The 16,411-nt window shown below is 69.7% G+C and carries 14 protein-coding genes; 7 read left to right on the forward strand and 7 right to left on the reverse strand.

Translation table 11 applies throughout. The annotated features are described in order from the left end of the window. The first annotated feature begins 139 nt into the window (after window positions 1-139). Window positions 140-1,015 (forward strand): helix-turn-helix domain-containing protein, encoded by an 876-nt coding sequence (locus ACGFIO_RS28665; RefSeq protein ID WP_392830327.1) that lies wholly within the window; start codon window positions 140-142, stop codon window positions 1,013-1,015. A 65-nt stretch (window positions 1,016-1,080) separates the two neighbouring features. Here ACGFIO_RS28665 and ACGFIO_RS28670 read toward each other — a convergent pair whose 3' ends face one another. Continuing rightward, window positions 1,081-1,302: a DUF397 domain-containing protein gene (locus ACGFIO_RS28670; RefSeq protein WP_392830329.1), complete on the reverse strand. Its 222-nt coding sequence runs from the start codon at window positions 1,300-1,302 to the stop codon at window positions 1,081-1,083. Between the two features lie 144 nt (window positions 1,303-1,446). Between ACGFIO_RS28670 and ACGFIO_RS28675 the strand changes: the two genes are divergently transcribed. From ACGFIO_RS28675 to ACGFIO_RS28685, 3 genes are all read left to right on the forward strand, one after another. Next, window positions 1,447-2,658 carry a BTAD domain-containing putative transcriptional regulator gene (locus ACGFIO_RS28675; protein WP_392830331.1) on the forward strand — a complete coding sequence of 404 codons (1,212 nt, stop codon included), beginning with the start codon at window positions 1,447-1,449 and terminating at the stop codon, window positions 2,656-2,658. Between the two features lie 368 nt (window positions 2,659-3,026). Next, window positions 3,027-4,838, forward strand: coding sequence for a hypothetical protein (locus ACGFIO_RS28680; RefSeq protein WP_392830332.1), 1,812 nt, complete (start codon window positions 3,027-3,029; stop codon window positions 4,836-4,838). Window positions 4,839-4,872: 34 nt separating this feature from the next. Continuing rightward, the gene (locus ACGFIO_RS28685) at window positions 4,873-5,724 is read left to right on the forward strand and encodes an alpha/beta fold hydrolase (RefSeq protein ID WP_392830333.1); all 852 of its coding nucleotides are present in this window, start codon (window positions 4,873-4,875) and stop codon (window positions 5,722-5,724) included. 46 nt (window positions 5,725-5,770) lie between these two features. Here the strand turns inward: ACGFIO_RS28685 and ACGFIO_RS28690 are convergent, their stop codons facing one another. Both ACGFIO_RS28690 and ACGFIO_RS28695 read right to left on the reverse strand, forming a co-directional pair. Beyond that, complete coding sequence (locus ACGFIO_RS28690; protein ID WP_392830334.1) at window positions 5,771-9,817, reverse strand: fibronectin type III domain-containing protein; 4,047 nt, start codon at window positions 9,815-9,817, stop codon at window positions 5,771-5,773. A gap of 146 nt (window positions 9,818-9,963) precedes the next feature. Then, window positions 9,964-10,887, reverse strand: a complete 924-nt coding sequence (locus tag ACGFIO_RS28695) for a class I SAM-dependent methyltransferase (RefSeq protein WP_392830335.1) — start codon at window positions 10,885-10,887, stop codon at window positions 9,964-9,966. Between the two features lie 153 nt (window positions 10,888-11,040). Between ACGFIO_RS28695 and ACGFIO_RS28700 the strand changes: the two genes are divergently transcribed. Beyond that, window positions 11,041-12,579, forward strand: a complete 1,539-nt coding sequence (locus ACGFIO_RS28700) for an FAD-dependent monooxygenase (protein WP_392830336.1) — start codon at window positions 11,041-11,043, stop codon at window positions 12,577-12,579. On the opposite strand, the gene ACGFIO_RS28705 is transcribed toward ACGFIO_RS28700, so the two are convergent. Beyond that, window positions 12,546-12,851, reverse strand: a complete 306-nt coding sequence (locus ACGFIO_RS28705) for a hypothetical protein (RefSeq protein ID WP_392830338.1) — start codon at window positions 12,849-12,851, stop codon at window positions 12,546-12,548. The genes ACGFIO_RS28700 and ACGFIO_RS28705 overlap by 34 nt on opposite strands. Before the next feature lie 95 nt (window positions 12,852-12,946). Here ACGFIO_RS28705 and ACGFIO_RS28710 point away from each other — a divergent pair, with 95 nt between their 5' ends. Continuing rightward, complete coding sequence (locus ACGFIO_RS28710) at window positions 12,947-13,396, forward strand: Lrp/AsnC family transcriptional regulator (RefSeq protein ID WP_392830339.1); 450 nt, start codon at window positions 12,947-12,949, stop codon at window positions 13,394-13,396. 4 nt (window positions 13,397-13,400) lie between these two features. On the opposite strand, the gene ACGFIO_RS28715 is transcribed toward ACGFIO_RS28710, so the two are convergent. From ACGFIO_RS28715 to ACGFIO_RS28725, 3 genes are all read right to left on the reverse strand, one after another. After that, the gene (locus ACGFIO_RS28715) at window positions 13,401-13,856 is read right to left on the reverse strand and encodes a nuclear transport factor 2 family protein (protein ID WP_392830340.1); all 456 of its coding nucleotides are present in this window, start codon (window positions 13,854-13,856) and stop codon (window positions 13,401-13,403) included. A gap of 83 nt (window positions 13,857-13,939) precedes the next feature. Continuing rightward, window positions 13,940-14,542, reverse strand: coding sequence for a DedA family protein (locus ACGFIO_RS28720; protein ID WP_392830342.1), 603 nt, complete (start codon window positions 14,540-14,542; stop codon window positions 13,940-13,942). A gap of 150 nt (window positions 14,543-14,692) precedes the next feature. After that, complete coding sequence (locus ACGFIO_RS28725) at window positions 14,693-15,382, reverse strand: TetR/AcrR family transcriptional regulator (protein WP_392830344.1); 690 nt, start codon at window positions 15,380-15,382, stop codon at window positions 14,693-14,695. A gap of 85 nt (window positions 15,383-15,467) precedes the next feature. On the opposite strand from ACGFIO_RS28725, the gene ACGFIO_RS28730 reads away from it, so the two are divergent. Further along, on the forward strand, window positions 15,468-16,409 hold the full coding sequence (locus ACGFIO_RS28730; RefSeq protein WP_392830345.1) for a hydroxymethylglutaryl-CoA lyase: 942 nt from the start codon (window positions 15,468-15,470) through the stop codon (window positions 16,407-16,409). Window positions 16,410-16,411 lie beyond the last annotated feature (2 nt).

The following is a 16,411-nucleotide window of genomic DNA, read 5'->3' on the forward strand; positions in this document are numbered from 1 at the left end:
GCCCGCGAGGCGATGATCGTCTCGGCCCCTGCGGCATGCCGTTCTCGCGTCCGTGTCTTGACGGGCGTCGATATGGCTGCGAGCATCACTTCAACTCAAATTGAATCAAGATGAATCATCGCTCCTGGGGGTGAAAGGCATGCCCTTCACCCGAACTCCCGACGGGTTCGGTCCGAGACACATTCAGTTGGTCAGCGAGCTACGAAAGCTGCGCAAGCAGGCCGGTGTCTCCGGCCGGTTGCTGGCCACGCGGACCGGGCTCAGCCAATCGAAGATCTCCCGGATCGAGGTCGGCACGATCACGCCGACGATGCCCGAGGTCACCGCGTGGGCCGAGGCGGTCGGCACGACCGCTGAGACCAGGGACCGGTTGCGATCGCTGACCGAGGCAGCGCATGCCGAGGTTCACTCCTGGCAGACCCTGTTGACGGACCGGCCCCACCTTCAGGGTGATATCGGTCAACGGGAGACCGCCGCCCGCCGGATACGCACTTTTCAACCGTCAATCGTGCCGGGCCTGCTGCAGACGGTCGAATACGCCACCAGCGTCTTCCGTATGTCGGCCGTGCCCTACACGCCAGAGGATCTCGCCGCCGCGGTGACGGGCCGCATGAACCGTCACGCGGCGTTGTACGGCAACGGCGAGCGATTCGAGTTCCTGGTCACCGAACTGGCTCTCCACTGGTCCCCCGGCCCGAATGAGGTTCTCATGACCCAGCTCGAGCGGATCGCCGCGCTGATCACCGTCGAGTCGATCCCCATTGGCGTCATCCCGCACCACGCCACCGCGGTCACGGCCATCCCGCACGGCTTCGTCATCTACGACGGGGTTGCCGAGGACCAGACCTACGTCTCGATCGAGACGGTCCACGCCAACGTGCTCGCCGTCAAACCGTCCGACGTGACCCTCTACGAGAATCAGTGGTCGCTACTGAGCCGGATGGCCGTCTTCGGAGACTCAGCCCGGGATCTGATCGCGGCCCGGGCCTCCCAACTGCGCGGGGGCCGACCGTGACGGGTTCGACCGGTGGGGGATGCCGTGCCCCACCGGAGCACGGCATCTCGCTCACGCCACGCGGATCAACAGAACTGATCGAATTCGCCCGCCCGGACGCCGGCCACGAAGGCGGCCCACTCCCGCCGGCTGAACGCCAGCCGCGGTCCGTCAGGATCCTTGGAATCCCGGACCTGGATGCCGCCGTCCCGCGCCCGCACCTCCACACATTCGCCGCTGCCGTAACTGCGGCTGCTCTTCAGCCAGAGCCCTGCGCTCCATTGCCAGATCCGGTCGATCTGCGCCATCTCGGATCACTCGCTTTCGCCGGTCGCGGCGGCCATCTGCCGCCGGCCACCTCTGTTGTCGCAACACGGCCTGGGTCCCGAACTGGGCCGCCGATAGGTGCGTATGGGTGCCGCGCTGGCCCGTGCGCCGCTCTGGGGGGTTCGATGGAATTTCAACTGTTAGGTCCACCGGAAGTGCGGCTCAACGGCCGGACCGTCGCGATCGGCGGCGCGATACATCAGCTGCTGCTGTCCATCCTGGTCAGCGAACCGCGCTTCATCAGCACCGAGTCCTTGATCGACCGGTTGTGGCCGGCCGACGAACCCGACACCGCGGTACCCCGGGCCGCGCGCCCGCGGTTGCATGAGCTGATCTCCGATCTGCGGCGGGCCCTCCGTGAGGCAGGCGGCGACGAAATGCTGCTTCCGCCGCAACGCCACGGATATCGCGCGGACGTTCGCCACGGGCAGGTCGACCTGCTCCGGTTCCACGATCTGCGCCGATCCGCGCGAGCGTGTCAGGAAGCGGGCGAACTGGCCAAGGCCGTGAAGCAGTACCGCGGCGCCCTCCGAGAATGGGGCGCCGAGGGCGGTCCGCCGGCGACCGAGCCCTTCGCGGGCCTCACCGGACGCTGGGTGCGCGACCAGCGCGACCAGCTACGCACGGCGTACCTGAGCGACCTGGTGGAGTGCATCGACCTGGAACTCCGGCTGGGACGCCACAGCAACCTCGTCCCCGAACTGGTTTCGCTCAACGTGGCCTTTCCCCGCGACGAGCGGATCGCGGGCCAGCTGATGATCGCCTATCACGGTGCCGGGCAGACCGCCGACGCGCTCGCGACCTTCGGACGTATCGGAGACCAACTCGACGAGGAGCTCGGAACCCGCCCGGGGGCCGCCCTCCAGGACATCCACCGAAAAGTTCTGAGGCAGGACCGAGACCTTGCCGAACCTCAGCGACAGACCATGCCGTCCACAACTGACAGTTCGTCGGACCACCGGAAGGAGCAGGTCATGAACGAGACGTTCACCAACAGCATCGAGGGCTTCGTCGTCGGACCGGCCAACCAGATCTCCAAGGTCGTCGGGAACGTCAGCTTCGGCGCGCCGCCCCAGGCGTCGTCGGAGTTGGCCACGCGTGTCGAGCAGTTCTGCAAGGCGGTACGTGCCGCACAGCGGGCCGGCAATCTCGATGGCGACGCGGCGACAGCGGTGCGCGCGGAGATCTGCCGGGCATTGGCCTCCCATGCCGCGTCGGACGACGACGGCGAATTCGTCGCCGCGATGCACGGCATCCGCCGCCAGGTCGACGGCGCGCCGGACCTGATCGCCCAGGCGGATGAGATCATCGAGCTGGCACTGCGAGGTGCGCTATGACGCCGGGCGGTGACGCCTACTACTCGAACGTCGCCCAGGACGCCGAAGTGAACATGCAGGTCGGCTCGGTCCACGGCAACATATATTTCTACAACCTCAGGGAGGACTCCCCGGAGGAGAAGCGCCGGGTCGGCCTGAACTACCTGCGTGGCAACGCACATCCTCGGGCCGAGAAGCTCTTCCGCGAGGCGTTCATGGAGGGTCTCCGCACGACCGAGGTCGCCTACTACTGGACGCTCGCCATTCTCGGTCAGCGGTCGTTCGATCGCCTGGACAAGGACGACTTCGTCGGCCTCTCCACCGCCTTCGAACTGATCCAGGGCCCGGGCCCGCGAGAACCGTGGCGCAACGCGCTGACCGTCGTACACATGCTGGTGCACTGTCTGGCGGAACAGGAATCACGGGGCAAGCCGGATCCGGACGCCTTCACACGCACGATGAGCGAGTTCGACCGGTTGCCGAGACCACGACGTGAGGAGATCCGCCGCCACCTGGACATGATCTTGGCGGGCGGAATCCAAGATCAGATCGACGCCGAGTACGCCTCCGAACTGGAGGCCAACCGGACGGGCAACCGACGACGCGAACGAGCGTGGAAGTTCTTCTGGGCCGACCCCGCCACTCCGGTACGCCGGGAACCGAAGAAGGTCGCCCTGAACGAGCTGACCTGGTTCCTGCTCGTGCTCGGCGTGGCACTCTGCGCTGCAGCGTTCGTACTGCTCGTCCCGGTCGTCGCTGAAGCCGGCACACCGCCGGTCGTCACCGCTCTGCTTCTCTGCTCCGGCGGAGGATTCCTCGCCGTCCGGTGCCGGTGGGAGACGCTGCGGCAACGCGAACGGTACCGGCGCGTCGCCGCCCGTCAGAAGCCGATTTCCAGCGACAGCGGCAACCCCGGCGGGGATGGCCGGAGCCGGGCCAACATCCTCGTGATCAGAGCTCTGGTCGACGCCGCGTTTGAAGCCTATCGGCCCAGGAAGAAGCCGGACGGAGAACACTGGGACCGCAGCGTCAAGAGAATCAAGAACGCTGTCCAGCGAGAAATCGTCGACCTGTACGGGAGACGGAAAAGACTCGACCGGATCGTCTGGCTCATCATGTGGCATGCCAAGGTGACGTTCGACCGGTGGAGTTCGGGATCCCTGCCCGACGACCGCACCGAACCGCGGGCCGCGGGCCGGACCGTTCTTCTCACCGTGCTGGGACTTGTGGCGGGGGGCGGCGGATTCTGTGTCGTCGTCGCCGAGATCTTCGTCGTGGACTGGCCGGTGACCATTCTGGCGGTGCCACTCCTGTGCCTCGGCGCCAGCCTGACCTACCGAGGGGCGACGATGTTCTACCTGGAGGTGGGCCGCCGCCGCGAAGAGCTCGGCCAAGCGGACAGCGACTACGCGCGGCAGTATGCCGCCTACGAGGAACACCGGCGAGAACTCGCGGACCGGCCGGACGACAGCGAGATGGCACGATGGCTCGACTACGACAAGGCTCATGTGAGACAACTGGCGATGCGTCGGTACAGGTTGACCAGCCGCGATGTCCTGGCGCACACGATTCTCACCGAAGCCAGGCCGCCGTGCGCCCGCGCCCGGGTCGTCAGCGGGCCGCCGCGCTACTCCAGGTACATCATCCGCGTCTTTCTTCTCACCGAGGGCGGCGTGCGTCAATTCGCTGTGGAGTCGGACTTCCTGACCGGCATGATCGGCAACGAGGAACGGACTGCTTTCCACTACGGAGCGTTCGCGTCCGCCCGGGTCAAGGAGTTCGGCATGCGGCTCGGCGGCGGCCGCTCCGCGGCGAAAACGGCCACGCCCCGGCCCACGGACAGCCCGGGCCACCGTCCGGTCGGTGACGCACTGGTGCTCAGCCGCACGTTCGAGCTGGCTCTGGTCAACGATCAGCTGATCAAGGTCCGCGCGGAGAACTTCGACGAAGGCCTGATCGATCGGGTCAGGGAAGATCCACGCAACCTCCTGGAGCTGGCGCTCGACGTCGCCGGTATCAACGGGGCGCTGCAGATTCTCGAATCGGTCGCCGCGGAGGGAAAGGACTGGATAGAGCGCGAACGCCGGCGTCGCGATCGACGTCTGCGGAACTATCAGCAGGGCGTCGATCCCGGCAATGCCCTGCCACCTGCCGCCCCCGACGCGCGCCGCGCACGAGCGAGCAGTTCCTCGGGCGCCTGAGGCCGGCGGGCCGGGGGCGGGTAGCGTCCACGCTGTGGAGTCGTTCGCACGCGACGGTATGCGGTTCGAGGTGCTGGACGAGGGGCCGGTGGGCGCGGAGACGGTCGTGCTCCTGCACGGGTTCCCGCAGAGTGCGCGAACGTGGGCCGGCGTTTCCCGGCAACTGCTCGCGGCCGGCTACCGGGTCATCGCGCCCGAGCAGCGCGGGTACACGCCGGAGGCCCGGCCTCGGCCGCGGCGGGCCTACCGGCTCGGCGAGCTCGTGGCCGACGTCGTGGCCCTCGTCGACGCCGCCGGCGTTGACCGGGTGCACCTGGTGGGCCACGACTGGGGCGGCGGGGTCGCGTGGATGGTGGCCGCCACCAGGCCGGAACGCCTGCACACCCTGACCGCTGTTTCCGCGCCGCATCCGCGTGCGATGGTGAAGGCCATGCTGACCAGCCGGCAGTTCCGGCAGGCCTGGCACGTCGGGTTCTTCCAGGTGCCGTGGCTGCCCGAGGCCGCCATCCGGGCGTGGGACGGCCGGCTCGCGGTGGCGATGCTGAAACGCGCCGGCCTCGACGATCACACGGCTGAGGCGTACGCCGACCGGCTCGTCGAAGACCCCGGCCGGCTGGCCGCCGCGCTGCGCTGGTACCGCGCTATGCCTCTCGATGCCTCCGTGGGACGTACGACGGGGGCGATCACCGTTCCGACGACATACGTCTGGAGCACCGGCGACGTCGCCATCGGCCGCCGGGCCGCGGAGCTGACCGGCCGCTGGGTGTCAGGGCCGTACGACTTCAAGGTGCTCGACGGCGTTACGCACTGGATCCCCGAACAGGCGCCGAACGAACTGGCCGCGTACATCCTGGAACGGATCAGGAGCGTGTCACCGGCGACCTGATCGGCCCGGGCCGAGCTGATCAAGCTCGGCCCGGGCCTTCCGTGGATCAGGGCTCGGACCGGCGGACCAGCACCCGCACCCCGGATCCGAGGGCGACCATCACGACGCCGAGCAGCAGCAGCCAGGTCAGGATGGCCCGGTTGATGTCGGTCCCGGTGATGGGCAGCTGATCGCCGTCGCCGGCCACGGTGACCGACAGGGTCCGGCTGAACGGGTTGCCGTCCGGATCCACGCCGGCCGCGACCAGGGTGTGATCGCCGGCGCTGAGGCCGGCGGGAACGTCGACGGTGTAGCGGAACGCGCCGTCGCCGTCGGTGGTGACCGTGGCCAGCACCTGCGGGTCGGAGTAGAGCGTGATCGTGACCGTGGAGTACGGCGCGAAGCCGGTGCCGATCAGGGTCAGCCGTTCCCCGGGACTGACCTCGTTGATGTCGCCGCGGTCGGTGGTCAGGGTCAGGTCGGTGTCCGGCGGCTCGGCGGTGACCGGCGGGGCCGACGGCGTCACCGGTCCGGCCGGCCCGGACGAGGTCTCCAGGGCACCGGCCGCCTCGGCGACGACGCGGACTTTGTACTCCTGGCCGGCTACGGCGCCCAGCACGCAGGACGTCTGGCCGGCGGCCGGGCGGCAGGTGGCCGGGCCCGGATCGGCGATCACCCGGTACCCGGTGACCGGGACGTCGTTGCCGGTGCCGGGACTCCAGGACACCGTGATGGAGGAGACGCCCGCGACCGCGGCGACGTTCTGCGGCGCGGCGGGCAGGCCGGGCATGCCGGTCGCCGGGTCGCCGGCCGCGCCGGGTCCGGCGTCGGTGACGGCACGGACCCGCACGGCGTACGAGACGCCGTTGGTCAGCCCGGTCACGGTGGCGGTCCGGGTGCCGCCGGTTCCGGCGCTGGTGGTCAGGCCGGCCCAGGTCGTGCCGCCGTCGGTGGAGACCTGGTAGGTCTGCACGGCGCTGCCGCCGTCGTCGGTGGGTGGCGTGAACCGCAGACCGAGTCCGCCGTCGCGGGACGACAGGCTCAGGCCGGCGGGCGGCCCGGCCGGCGCGGCGACCGGGGTGACGTTCTCCGGCGCGGTGGCCGCACCGGGGCCGACCTGGTTCAGGGCGCGTACGCGGACCGCGTACACCGTGCCGTTGACCAGGCCGGTGATCGTGCCGGTCAGGGCGCCGCCCGTGGCCGGCTGCGTCGCCAGCGCGGTCCAGGCGCCGCCGTCGACCGACACCTCGTACCCGCCGATCGTGCTGCCGTTGTCGCCGCCGGGCGTGAAGGTGAGCGTGGCGGTGCCGTTGCCGCCGGTCCCTTGCAGGCCGGTCGGCGCGTCCGGGACCGCGGCGGCGGGCGAGCCGGAGGTTCCGGCGGTGGCCGGCCCGGGCCCGATGTCGTTCACGGCACGTACGCGCACCTGGTAGGCGGTGTCGTTGACCAGGCCGGTGATCGTGCCGGTCAGGGCGCCGCCCGTGGCCGGCTGCGTCGCCAGCGCGGTCCAGGCGCCGCCGTCGACCGACACCTCGTACCCGCCGATCGTGCTGCCGTTGTCGCCGCCGGGCGTGAAGGTGACGTCGAGTTGGCCGTTGCCGGGCGCCAGGCTCACGCCGGTCGGCGCCTCGGGGACGCCGGCCGGTGTGACGGTGGCGGCGCCGCTGGGCGTACCGGCGCCGACGGTGTTGCGGGCCCGGACGCGTACGGAGTACTGCTGGCCGTTGGTCAGCGACGACACCGTGCCCGTCCGGGTGCCGCCGGTCCCGGTGACGGCCAGCGTGGCCCAGTTCGCTCCATCGTCGATGGACGCTTCGTACGACGTGATCGGCGAGCCGCCGGTGGCCGGGACGGTGAACGTCACCTCCGCGGCCTGGTCGGCCCGGGTGGCCTGCACGCCGGTGGGTGCCGCCGGGACGGTCGCGGGGACGACGGCGGCGGCGGTGCTGGGCGTGCCGGCGCCGATCCCGTTGCGGGCCCGGACGCGAACGGCGTACTGCTGGCCGTTGGTCAGGCCGGACACGGTGCCGGTGACCGGGTTGGCGCCGCTGGTGGTGAGTGCCTGCCAGTTCGCGCCGTCGTCCACCGACACGTCGTAGGTAGTGAGCGGGGCGCCGCCGGTGTCCGCGGGCGGGGTGAAGGACAGGGCGGCGCTGCCGTTGCCCCGCGTGGCCTGCAGGTTGCCGGGCGCGCCGGGGGTGGTGGCCGGGGTGACGGTGAGCGCGGCGGTGGGCGTACCGGCGCCGGCGTTGTTGCGGGCCCGGACCCGGACGGTGTACTGCTGACCGTTGGTCAGCGACGAGATGGTGCCGGTCAGCCGGGTGCTGCCGGTGGTGACCAGCGGGCTCCAGTTCGCGCCGTCGTCGGTCGAGGCGTCGTACGAGGTCACGGGGCTGCCGCCGTTGTCGGTGGGCGGGTCGAACGCCACCGCGGCGGAGGCGTTCCCACGCTGCACCGCGAAGTTTCCGGGCGCTCCGGGAGCCGACGGCACGGGCGTGACCGTCACGCTGGCGCTGGCCGCTCCGGGCCCGACGACGTTGCGCGCCCGGACCCGCACGGTGTACTGCTGGCCGTCGGTCAGCGAGCCGACCGTTCCGGTCCGGGTCGCGCCGGTCCCGGTCACCGGCAGGGCGGCCCAGCTGGAACCGTCGTTGGTGGAGACGTCGTACGAGGTGATCGGCTCGCCGCCGTCGTTGGCGGGAACGGCGAAGGTCAGTACGGCGGCCGCGTGCCGGGGGTCGGCCTGCAGCGCGGTCGGCGCGCCGGGCGGCCCGGCCGGCACCGCCACGGTCTCTCGCGCGCTCGGCGTGCCGGCGCCGGCCGCGTTGTTGGCCCGCACGCGGATCTGGTACGTCTGACCGGCGGTCAGGTTGGACACGGTGCCGGTGATCGGTCCGGAGCCGGACGTGCTCAGCGTGGCCCAGTTGGCCCCGTCGTCGGTGGAGACCTCGTACGACTGGATGGCCGTGCCGCCGTCACTGGCCGGCGGATCGAAGCTCAGCGCGACGCTTCCCGCGCTGGGCGTCCCCTGCAGGTTCAGCGGGGCGGTGGGCGGGGTGCCGGCCAGCAGCCGGTTGACGCGTTGCCCGGTCAGGTCGCTGTAGTAGAGGTTGGCCCCGCCGAAGCTCATGTAGGTGATCGAACGCAGCGGCGTGGCGGTGGCCGGGCCGGGCTGGGTGGTGCCGCTGACACCGGTGCCGGCCACGATCGACAGTGTGCCGCCGGGGGTGATGCCGACGATCGACGGGGCGCCGGCCACGCTCACGTAGACGTTGTCGGAGGCGTCGACGTCGACGTCCCAGGGGCGGTACAGCGCCGAGCTGGTGGCCGGCCCGGGCGTCGGTACGGCCGTGCCGCCGTTGCCCGCGAAGATCGACAGCGTGCCACCGGGAGTGATCTTGTAGACGTAGTGCAGGTAGTAGTCGGTGGCGTAGATGTTGCCCTGGCTGTCGCGGGCCACGCCGTACGGTCCACGCATGCCGGACTGCCGGGCCGGGCCGGGCGTCACGGTCGTGGTGCCGTTGCCGGCCACGATGGTGAGGTTGCCGCCGGTGTCCACCTTGAGGATCTGCCCGTGGACCCAGTCACCGAGGTAGATGTTGTCCGAGTTGTCCAGGGCCAGGCCGGAGATGCGCATCGGCGACTGGGTCGCCGGGCCCTCGACGACCGCGCCGCTGGACGAGCCGTTGCCCGCGACGATGCTGAGCGTGCCGCCGGGCGTGATCTTCGAGAGCCGGTTGCCGACGTCCTCGGTGACGTAGACGTTGTCCTGGCTGTCCACCGCGAGGTTGGTCGGCTTGTTCAGCCCGCTCGCCGTGGCCGGGCCGGGGGTGGCGTTGGCGCAGGGGCCGCTGCCCGCGAAGACGGAGAGCGTGCCGCCCGGTGTCACCTTCAGGACCTGGCAGTTGTTGGTGCCGTAGGTGCTGATGAACATGTTGCCCTGGCTGTCGAACGCCGTTCCCATCGGCGAGCTCAGCGGCGAGGACGCGTACGGTCCGGGCACCGCCGCGCCGGCCGTACCGGTCCCCGCGTAGAACTGCAGCACCTGTGTGGTCGAGGGCGGCGCGGCCGCCGCCGGCGTACCGCCGATGAGTACGCCGGCAAGCGTGAGCACTACCGCTCCCGCCCTGACTTTTCCTCGGTGTCGCAGCATCGATTCCCCCGCATCGCAATGAACAAGTGCAGGGTAAATGCCGTTTAAGTCTTTTGTCCGTAATTTGCCGAAACTGGTCGTTCGGGGGGCCTGAGGACATCCGGACGTCAGGCCGCCCGGACGGTGAAGTCCCAGAAGCCGTCACTGCAGGGATAGGCCGACCAGCAGCTCTCGCAGGTGGCGGCGTCCGGGGTCCAGTCCAGCCAGCCGCCGCAGGCCGGGCAGCACATGCGGGCCGCCAGGGAGTCGGTCGCCCGCAGGGCCAGCTCGTTGGTGTTGCGGTTGGCGTACACGAACTGGCTCGGGCCGAACCAACCGCGACCGCCGTGGCGTACGGCCGTCTCCACCGCCTGCACCGCCGGGCGCAACGTGCGGACCATGGCCGGGGGCAGGGACCGGTCCCAGCGGCGCAGGTTGTTGACGCTGCCGGCCAAGCGGGTGTTCCAACCGGCGTCGAGCAGCCGCTGCCGTACGACCGAGAGCTTGAAGTTGTAGAACGGGGTTTCGCTGTGGCCGGTGACCACGGGTTCCGGCCCGCGCATCGCCGCCAGGTCGCCGTGCACGGCCGCGCGGGCCAGGCCGAGAACGTGATGCTTGATCGGGATGTCCAGCAGCCAGCGGTCGCGGACGGTCCGGCCCATCTCGGCGAGCGCGCCCTCCACATCGCTCAGGTGGTGCAGGACCCGGACGACCATGGCGGCGTCGAACGCGTGGTCGACGAACGGCAGGCGGTTGAGGTCGGCCCGGATCAGGTACGCCCGCCCGTCCGCGACGTCACCGGCCAAGCCCTGGGCGGCGTTGCGAAGGTTGGTGGTCGAGTAGTCGACGAGGACGTAACGGCGGGCCCGCGTGCGGTAGTGCTTGGCGTTCCGGCCGAAACCACCGCCGAAGTCGACCATCCACTCGGGACTCCCCAGCCACGGCACCGTGTTCTCCAGCGCGTGGTCCTCGGCCCAGGCCTCGTAGTCCCGGTCGTCCCAGTAGGACCGGTAGTCGTAGCCGTTGCTGTCGTAGTCGGTGATCAGTGACATGGCGTTCTCCTCACGAGGGGCAGCGGGCCGGTTGCCAACAGTTCTACTGATCATCGAGAGGCGTCAGCGCCGCCCGACACGGGTGTGGCATGAAACCGGTACTCCCCCTGAGCTACACTGCACGGTGTAGTGTTATCGAGAGGGAGGAAAACCATGCTTGACGTGGTCATCGTCGGAGGCGGGCCGGTCGGGATCTTCCTGGCCTGCGAACTCAAGTTGGCCGGGCTGAACCCCGTCGTCCTGGAGCGTCTGCCCGAGATCAACCAGGGCGACAAGGCACACGGGCTCACCGGCCAGGTCGTACGGCTGCTCGATCACCGCGGCCTGTTCGAGAGGTGCAGCGGCACACCGGTCCCGGTGCCGGCGCCGGCCTTCTTCTTCGGCGCCCTGCCGCTGCCGCTGCACGTGCTCGGCCAGGACAACCCGATGTACCTGCTGCCGATCAATCAACGCGATCTCGAGCGGGTCCTCAACGAGCGCGCCGCCGAACTGGGCGTCGACCTTCGCCGCGGCTTCGAGCTGCGCACGTTCGAGCAGCGCGACGACCACGTCGAGGTCGCGGTCACGAACACGTCGGACGGGACCGGGAGCACCCTGACCGCGCGCTATCTCGTCGGCAGCGACGGAGCGCGAAGCACGGTACGCAAGCAGTCCGGCATCGGCTTCCCGGGCCACACGGACCGCCGGATCGTCGACCGCACCGCCCTGATCGCGCCGACCAGGCAGCTCACCCCGGCCGGCCCCGGCCTGGTCCACGTCCAGGGGCTCGGCACGATCCCGGACACGTTCCATCGCACCGAACGCGGCGTACTCACCATCGCGATGCGGAACCCGGAGCGGCCACTGGTGTACACGGCCGAATGGGAGGATCACCCCGAGGAGAGCCACCCGGGCCCGGGGAAGCCGATGACCCTCGCCGAGATGGAAGCCAGCATCGAACGCGTCCTGGGCGTCGCCGTCACCCTGAGCCCACCGCCCGAGGGAGCACCGACCCTGCTGCGCCGGATCAGCGGCCGCAACACCCGGGTCGCCGACCGGTACCGGGACCGCCGGGTCTTCCTGGTCGGCGACGCCGCGCACGTGCACTCGGCCGCCGGCGGCCCCGGCCTGAACCTCGCCCTTCAGGACGCCGCCAACCTCGCCTGGAAACTCGGCGCCGACCTGCATGGATGGGCGCCCGACGGCCTGCTCGACACCTTCGAGAGCGAGCGGCATCCGCTCGGCCGGCGTGTCTTCACGCAAACCCAGGCGCAGACCGCCCTGATGTCCCCCGGCTCCGACGTCACCGCCCTCCGGGAACTGTTCACCGAGTTCCTCACCGACCGCGGCAACGTACGGCGGATCGCCGACCTGATGGCCGGTTCCGACGTCCCGTACGACATGGGAGTCGATCAGCCGTCCGGCGTCGTCGGCCGGTTCGCGCCGTCAATCCCGCTCACCCTGGCCGGCGGTCGGTCGGCGCGGCTGCCGGACCTGCTCCGCGACGCACGGCCCGTGCTGATCTACCCGGCTCGGGACGACGAGTTCGAGCGAGCGCTCCGCCCGTGGAGCGACCGGGTCACGGCCGTCGCCGTAGAGCCGGCCTCGGGTACGGAGGCGATGCTGATCCGTCCCGACGGCTACGTCGCGTGGGCCGGAACGCGGGCCGGCACCCTCGATCAGTCGTTGAAGCGCTGGTTCGGCGCGGCCTGACTGGCCGTTGACCTGGTCGTACAACACGAAGCGCCGAGGACGGCGGGCGCGTCCGGCGCCATCCACTCGACCGTTCGCGGGGTCTCGCTGCTCGCCCCGATCCCGGTGTTGTCGAAGGGAATGACGTCGGGCTGCGCCGCAATGGTGTTCACGAGCAGCGGGTCCCCGTTGGCGATGTTCCCGCGGAAGTGCTGCGGGAAGACGAGCGGAACCGCATACCCCACACGACCCGGACGACGGTACGTGAATTCCACGCCGATGCCTGATGCCACGAATTGGACCTCCGCTGATTCGATGCCCGCGCTTGTCAGGATCCGGTCCGTCCGTCGGAGGAAAATGTGCGAAGGTGCCGCTATTCTTTGCGCGTATGGACCCGGACAGCACCGACGAGATCGACCACGAGCTCCTCCGCCTGCTCGCGCGCGACGGCCGCGCCACCTTCACGACGCTGGCCGCGGAGGTCGGCCTCTCCGTCGCCGCGACCAAGCGGCGGGTCGACCGCCTGCGCGACCTCGGCATCATCACCGGGTTCAGCGTGCAGATCGACCACACCAAGCTCGGCTGGCAGGTCGAGGCGTTCACGGAGGTCCGCTACCTCGGCAGCGGCACGCCCGAGGACATGGTCGAGATCGCGCAGCACCTGCCCGAGGTCGAGTCGATCTGGTCGATCGCGGGCGACCTCGACGCCCTCGTGCATCTGCGGGCGCGCGACCACAAGCACCTGCAGGCGGTCATCAACAAACTCCGCAAGGGCCGCGGGATCAACGGTACGAAGACGCTGATCGCCCTGAGCGAGTGGCGCCGCGGCGAACACTGACGAGCTAGGCGCCTTCACGCGCGATGCGATACAGGTCCTGATTGCCTTCCCACGGCGCTGTCCGCACGATTGTCCACCGGCGGATCAACCATTTCTCGTCGTCATTTACGAGCTCCAGATGCCAGTAACCCCGCATGGTGAGATGGTCGACACCCGGGGTCGGGACATGGTGATAGGCGACCATATGCGCCCGGCACGACGCTGTCGTACCGGAAATCTCGACGAGCAAATTCGAACTGGCGTGGTGCGTGCAGGCGAAACCGTCGATTATCTTACGGCCCATGGCGGTCATCTCGTCGGCCGTCAACTCCTCGACAGGCTCACCGGACCGCCCGGTCAGATCGAGTGTCACGCGATCGGCGAACAATCCGCGAAACCGTTCCCAGTCCTTGGAGTCCTGGGCGTGGGCCAAATTGGCGACCACGTCACTGATCCGCAGATGGTCGAGCAACATGTTCATGACGCCACCCTAATTCGCGAATTGATCGCAATCCACTGCCATGTGGTAAAGCCACGATTTACCGGCACGCAACAACGCGCCGTTCACGCCACCGCGTCCCGGGCGCGGACACGACGGATCACCTCCATCACCCCCGACACCAGCACGGCCAGCCCGATGCCGACGAGGAAGGCCAGCAGAGCGTTGTCCTGGAAGAGCACGCCGCCCACATAGCCCGTCATGACGGTGTAGGCGCCCCAGGCGGTCCCCCCGATGGCGGTGAACAGGACGTAGCGCCGGTAGCTGTAGCGCACCATCCCGGTGGTGATGGTCACCAGGTACCGTCCGACCGGAATGAACCTGGTGCTCACCAGCACGAATCCGCCGCGCGCGTCCAGGTTCCGGGAGAGCCAGTCGTGCGTGGCACGTCGCCGGGTGCCGGGCCGGAGCCGCTTCAGCACCCGGCCGCCCAGCCCCCGGCCGAACGCGTACGGAATCTGGTCGCCCAGAAAGGCCCCGACGGAGGTGGCGACGATGACCAGCGCGAGGTTGGTGGCGCCGGTGGCGGCGAAGACGCCGGCCAGGATGATGACGGGCTCGCTCGGGATCAGCGGCAGAAAGGAGTCCAGAAGGGACACCGACATCAGGATCAGATAAAGCCACCAGGACGAACCCAGTGACTCGGTGAGCACCACCCAGTCGATCAAGGGAATGTGGTCCTTTCCATAGGAACTTCGCCAGGTCCGGCGGCAGGCAGTGACGCTAATTCGCACCGGGTACGAAAATCCAATGCACTCTGGTAAACCGACGATTTACCGTCGCGCAATCGCCTGACGTTCAGCCGTGGAATGGGCCGGTCAGCCCCGGAGGACCGCCGCGTCCGGGATTCCGGTGGGCGCGCGGCGTACCGTCGCGAGGGCCTGGTCGATTTTTTCCGTCAGACCGGGGTCGTCGGTGGCCGGGTGGGTGAGACCGCCGAGGGTCTCCCGGGCGAACTGGGCGGCGATCTGTTCCACCGACCGCGCCCCGTCCGGCCTGTACCAGCTCCAGGCGTAGTTGCACATGCCGAAGATGTGCAGCGCGGTCATCCCCGGGTCGGCCGTGTGCAGCAGGCCCTGCCGGACACCGTCGCGCAGGACGCCGACCAGGATGTCGGTGTACGCCGTCCGCTGCTTGCGGACGTACTCGTTCAGCTCGCCCTCGAAATACCGGACCAGCTCGCGCAGGCAGGCCAGGCTGGCGGCGCGGTCGTCCCGGTGCGACTTGAGCAACGCGTAGATGATCGCGATCAGCCGCCGGACGGGGTCGTCGAGCTCCGCGAGGATGTGTTCCGCCTCGGCGAAGCGCCGGCCAAAATAGGCCACGTGAAGCTCGCCCAGCATCGCCTGCTTGCTGCGGAAGTGGTGGACGATCGTGCCCTTGCTCAGGCCCAGGTGCGCGGCCACGTCGCCCAGGCTGGTGTCGGCGTAGCCGCGCTCGGCCACCTGCTCGGCGAACACGCGCAGGATCGCGTCGCGGGAGCTCGTACGCGGGTTCCGGGCGGTCACCGGACAACTATACGAAAACCTTGCTGACCGTACGGACGGTCAGTTAGGTTCGTAAGGTCTTGACCCAGCCGTCCGAGGAGGAGACGTGGTACCGGATCCGCGTTACGGCGTCACGCCCCTGACCGGCCTGCCGTCGCGCGTCACCATCCACGAGGTCGGCCCGCGCGACGGGCTGCAGAACGAGTCGGCCGTCGTGCCGGTCGAGGCCAAGGCGCAGTTCATCGAACGCCTCGTCGACGCCGGACACACCTCGATCGAGGTGACCAGCTTCGTACCCGCCAACTGGATTCCCCAGCTCGCCGACGCCGAGCAGCTGCTGGAGCGGCTGACGTTCAGCGCGGGCGTCCGCTACCCGGCCCTGGTCCCCAACCTGCGCGGCCTCGACCGCGCCCTGGCCCTGGGCGTCCGCGACGTCGCGGTCTTCGCCAGCGCGACCGAGTCCTTCGCCCAGCGCAACCTCAACCGCACCGTCGACGAGTCGCTGCTGATGTTCGAGCCGGTCGTGGCCAGGGCCCGCAAGGAGGGTCTGGGCGTACGCGGCTACGTCTCCATGTGCTTCGGGGACCCTTGGGAGGGCGAGGTGCCGATCCCCCAGGTGGTGGCCGTGGCGCGCCGGCTGATGGAGTTCGGCTGCACCGAGCTGAGCCTGGGTGACACCATCGGCGTCGCCACCCCCGGCCAGGTCGTGGCCCTGCTCGACGCCCTCGGGGAGGCCGGCACACCGGTCGACCGGATCGCCGTGCACTTCCACGACACCTACGGACAGGCGCTGGCCAACACGCTGGCCGCCCTGCGGCACGGCGTGACCACCGTGGACGCCTCGGCCGGCGGGCTCGGCGGCTGCCCGTACGCCAAGAGCGCCACCGGCAACCTCGCCACCGAGGACCTGGTCTGGCAGTTGCACGGCCTCGGCATCGAGACCGGCATCGACCTCGGCAAACTGGTCGCCACCAGCCAATGGATGGCCGGAATTCTGGGCCGGCCGAGCCCGTCGCGCACGGTCACCGCACTCGCCGGCTCCGCCTGAGG

It is taken from the genome of Actinoplanes sp. NPDC049265 (assembly GCF_043197135.1).
GTDB lineage: Bacteria > Actinomycetota > Actinomycetes > Mycobacteriales > Micromonosporaceae > Actinoplanes.

Coding starts and splice junctions, on each gene's coding strand:
- ACGFIO_RS28670 (WP_392830329.1), bottom strand. CDS start 1,302: ATGGCGCAGATCGACCGGATCTGGCAATGGAGCGCAGGGCTCTGGCTG.
- ACGFIO_RS28680 (WP_392830332.1), top strand. CDS start 3,027: ATGCTGGTGCACTGTCTGGCGGAACAGGAATCACGGGGCAAGCCGGAT.
- ACGFIO_RS28675 (WP_392830331.1), top strand. CDS start 1,447: ATGGAATTTCAACTGTTAGGTCCACCGGAAGTGCGGCTCAACGGCCGG.
- ACGFIO_RS28700 (WP_392830336.1), top strand. CDS start 11,041: ATGCTTGACGTGGTCATCGTCGGAGGCGGGCCGGTCGGGATCTTCCTG.
- ACGFIO_RS28715 (WP_392830340.1), bottom strand. CDS start 13,856: ATGAACATGTTGCTCGACCATCTGCGGATCAGTGACGTGGTCGCCAAT.
- ACGFIO_RS28665 (WP_392830327.1), top strand. CDS start 140: ATGCCCTTCACCCGAACTCCCGACGGGTTCGGTCCGAGACACATTCAG.
- ACGFIO_RS28695 (WP_392830335.1), bottom strand. CDS start 10,887: ATGTCACTGATCACCGACTACGACAGCAACGGCTACGACTACCGGTCC.
- ACGFIO_RS28710 (WP_392830339.1), top strand. CDS start 12,947: ATGGACCCGGACAGCACCGACGAGATCGACCACGAGCTCCTCCGCCTG.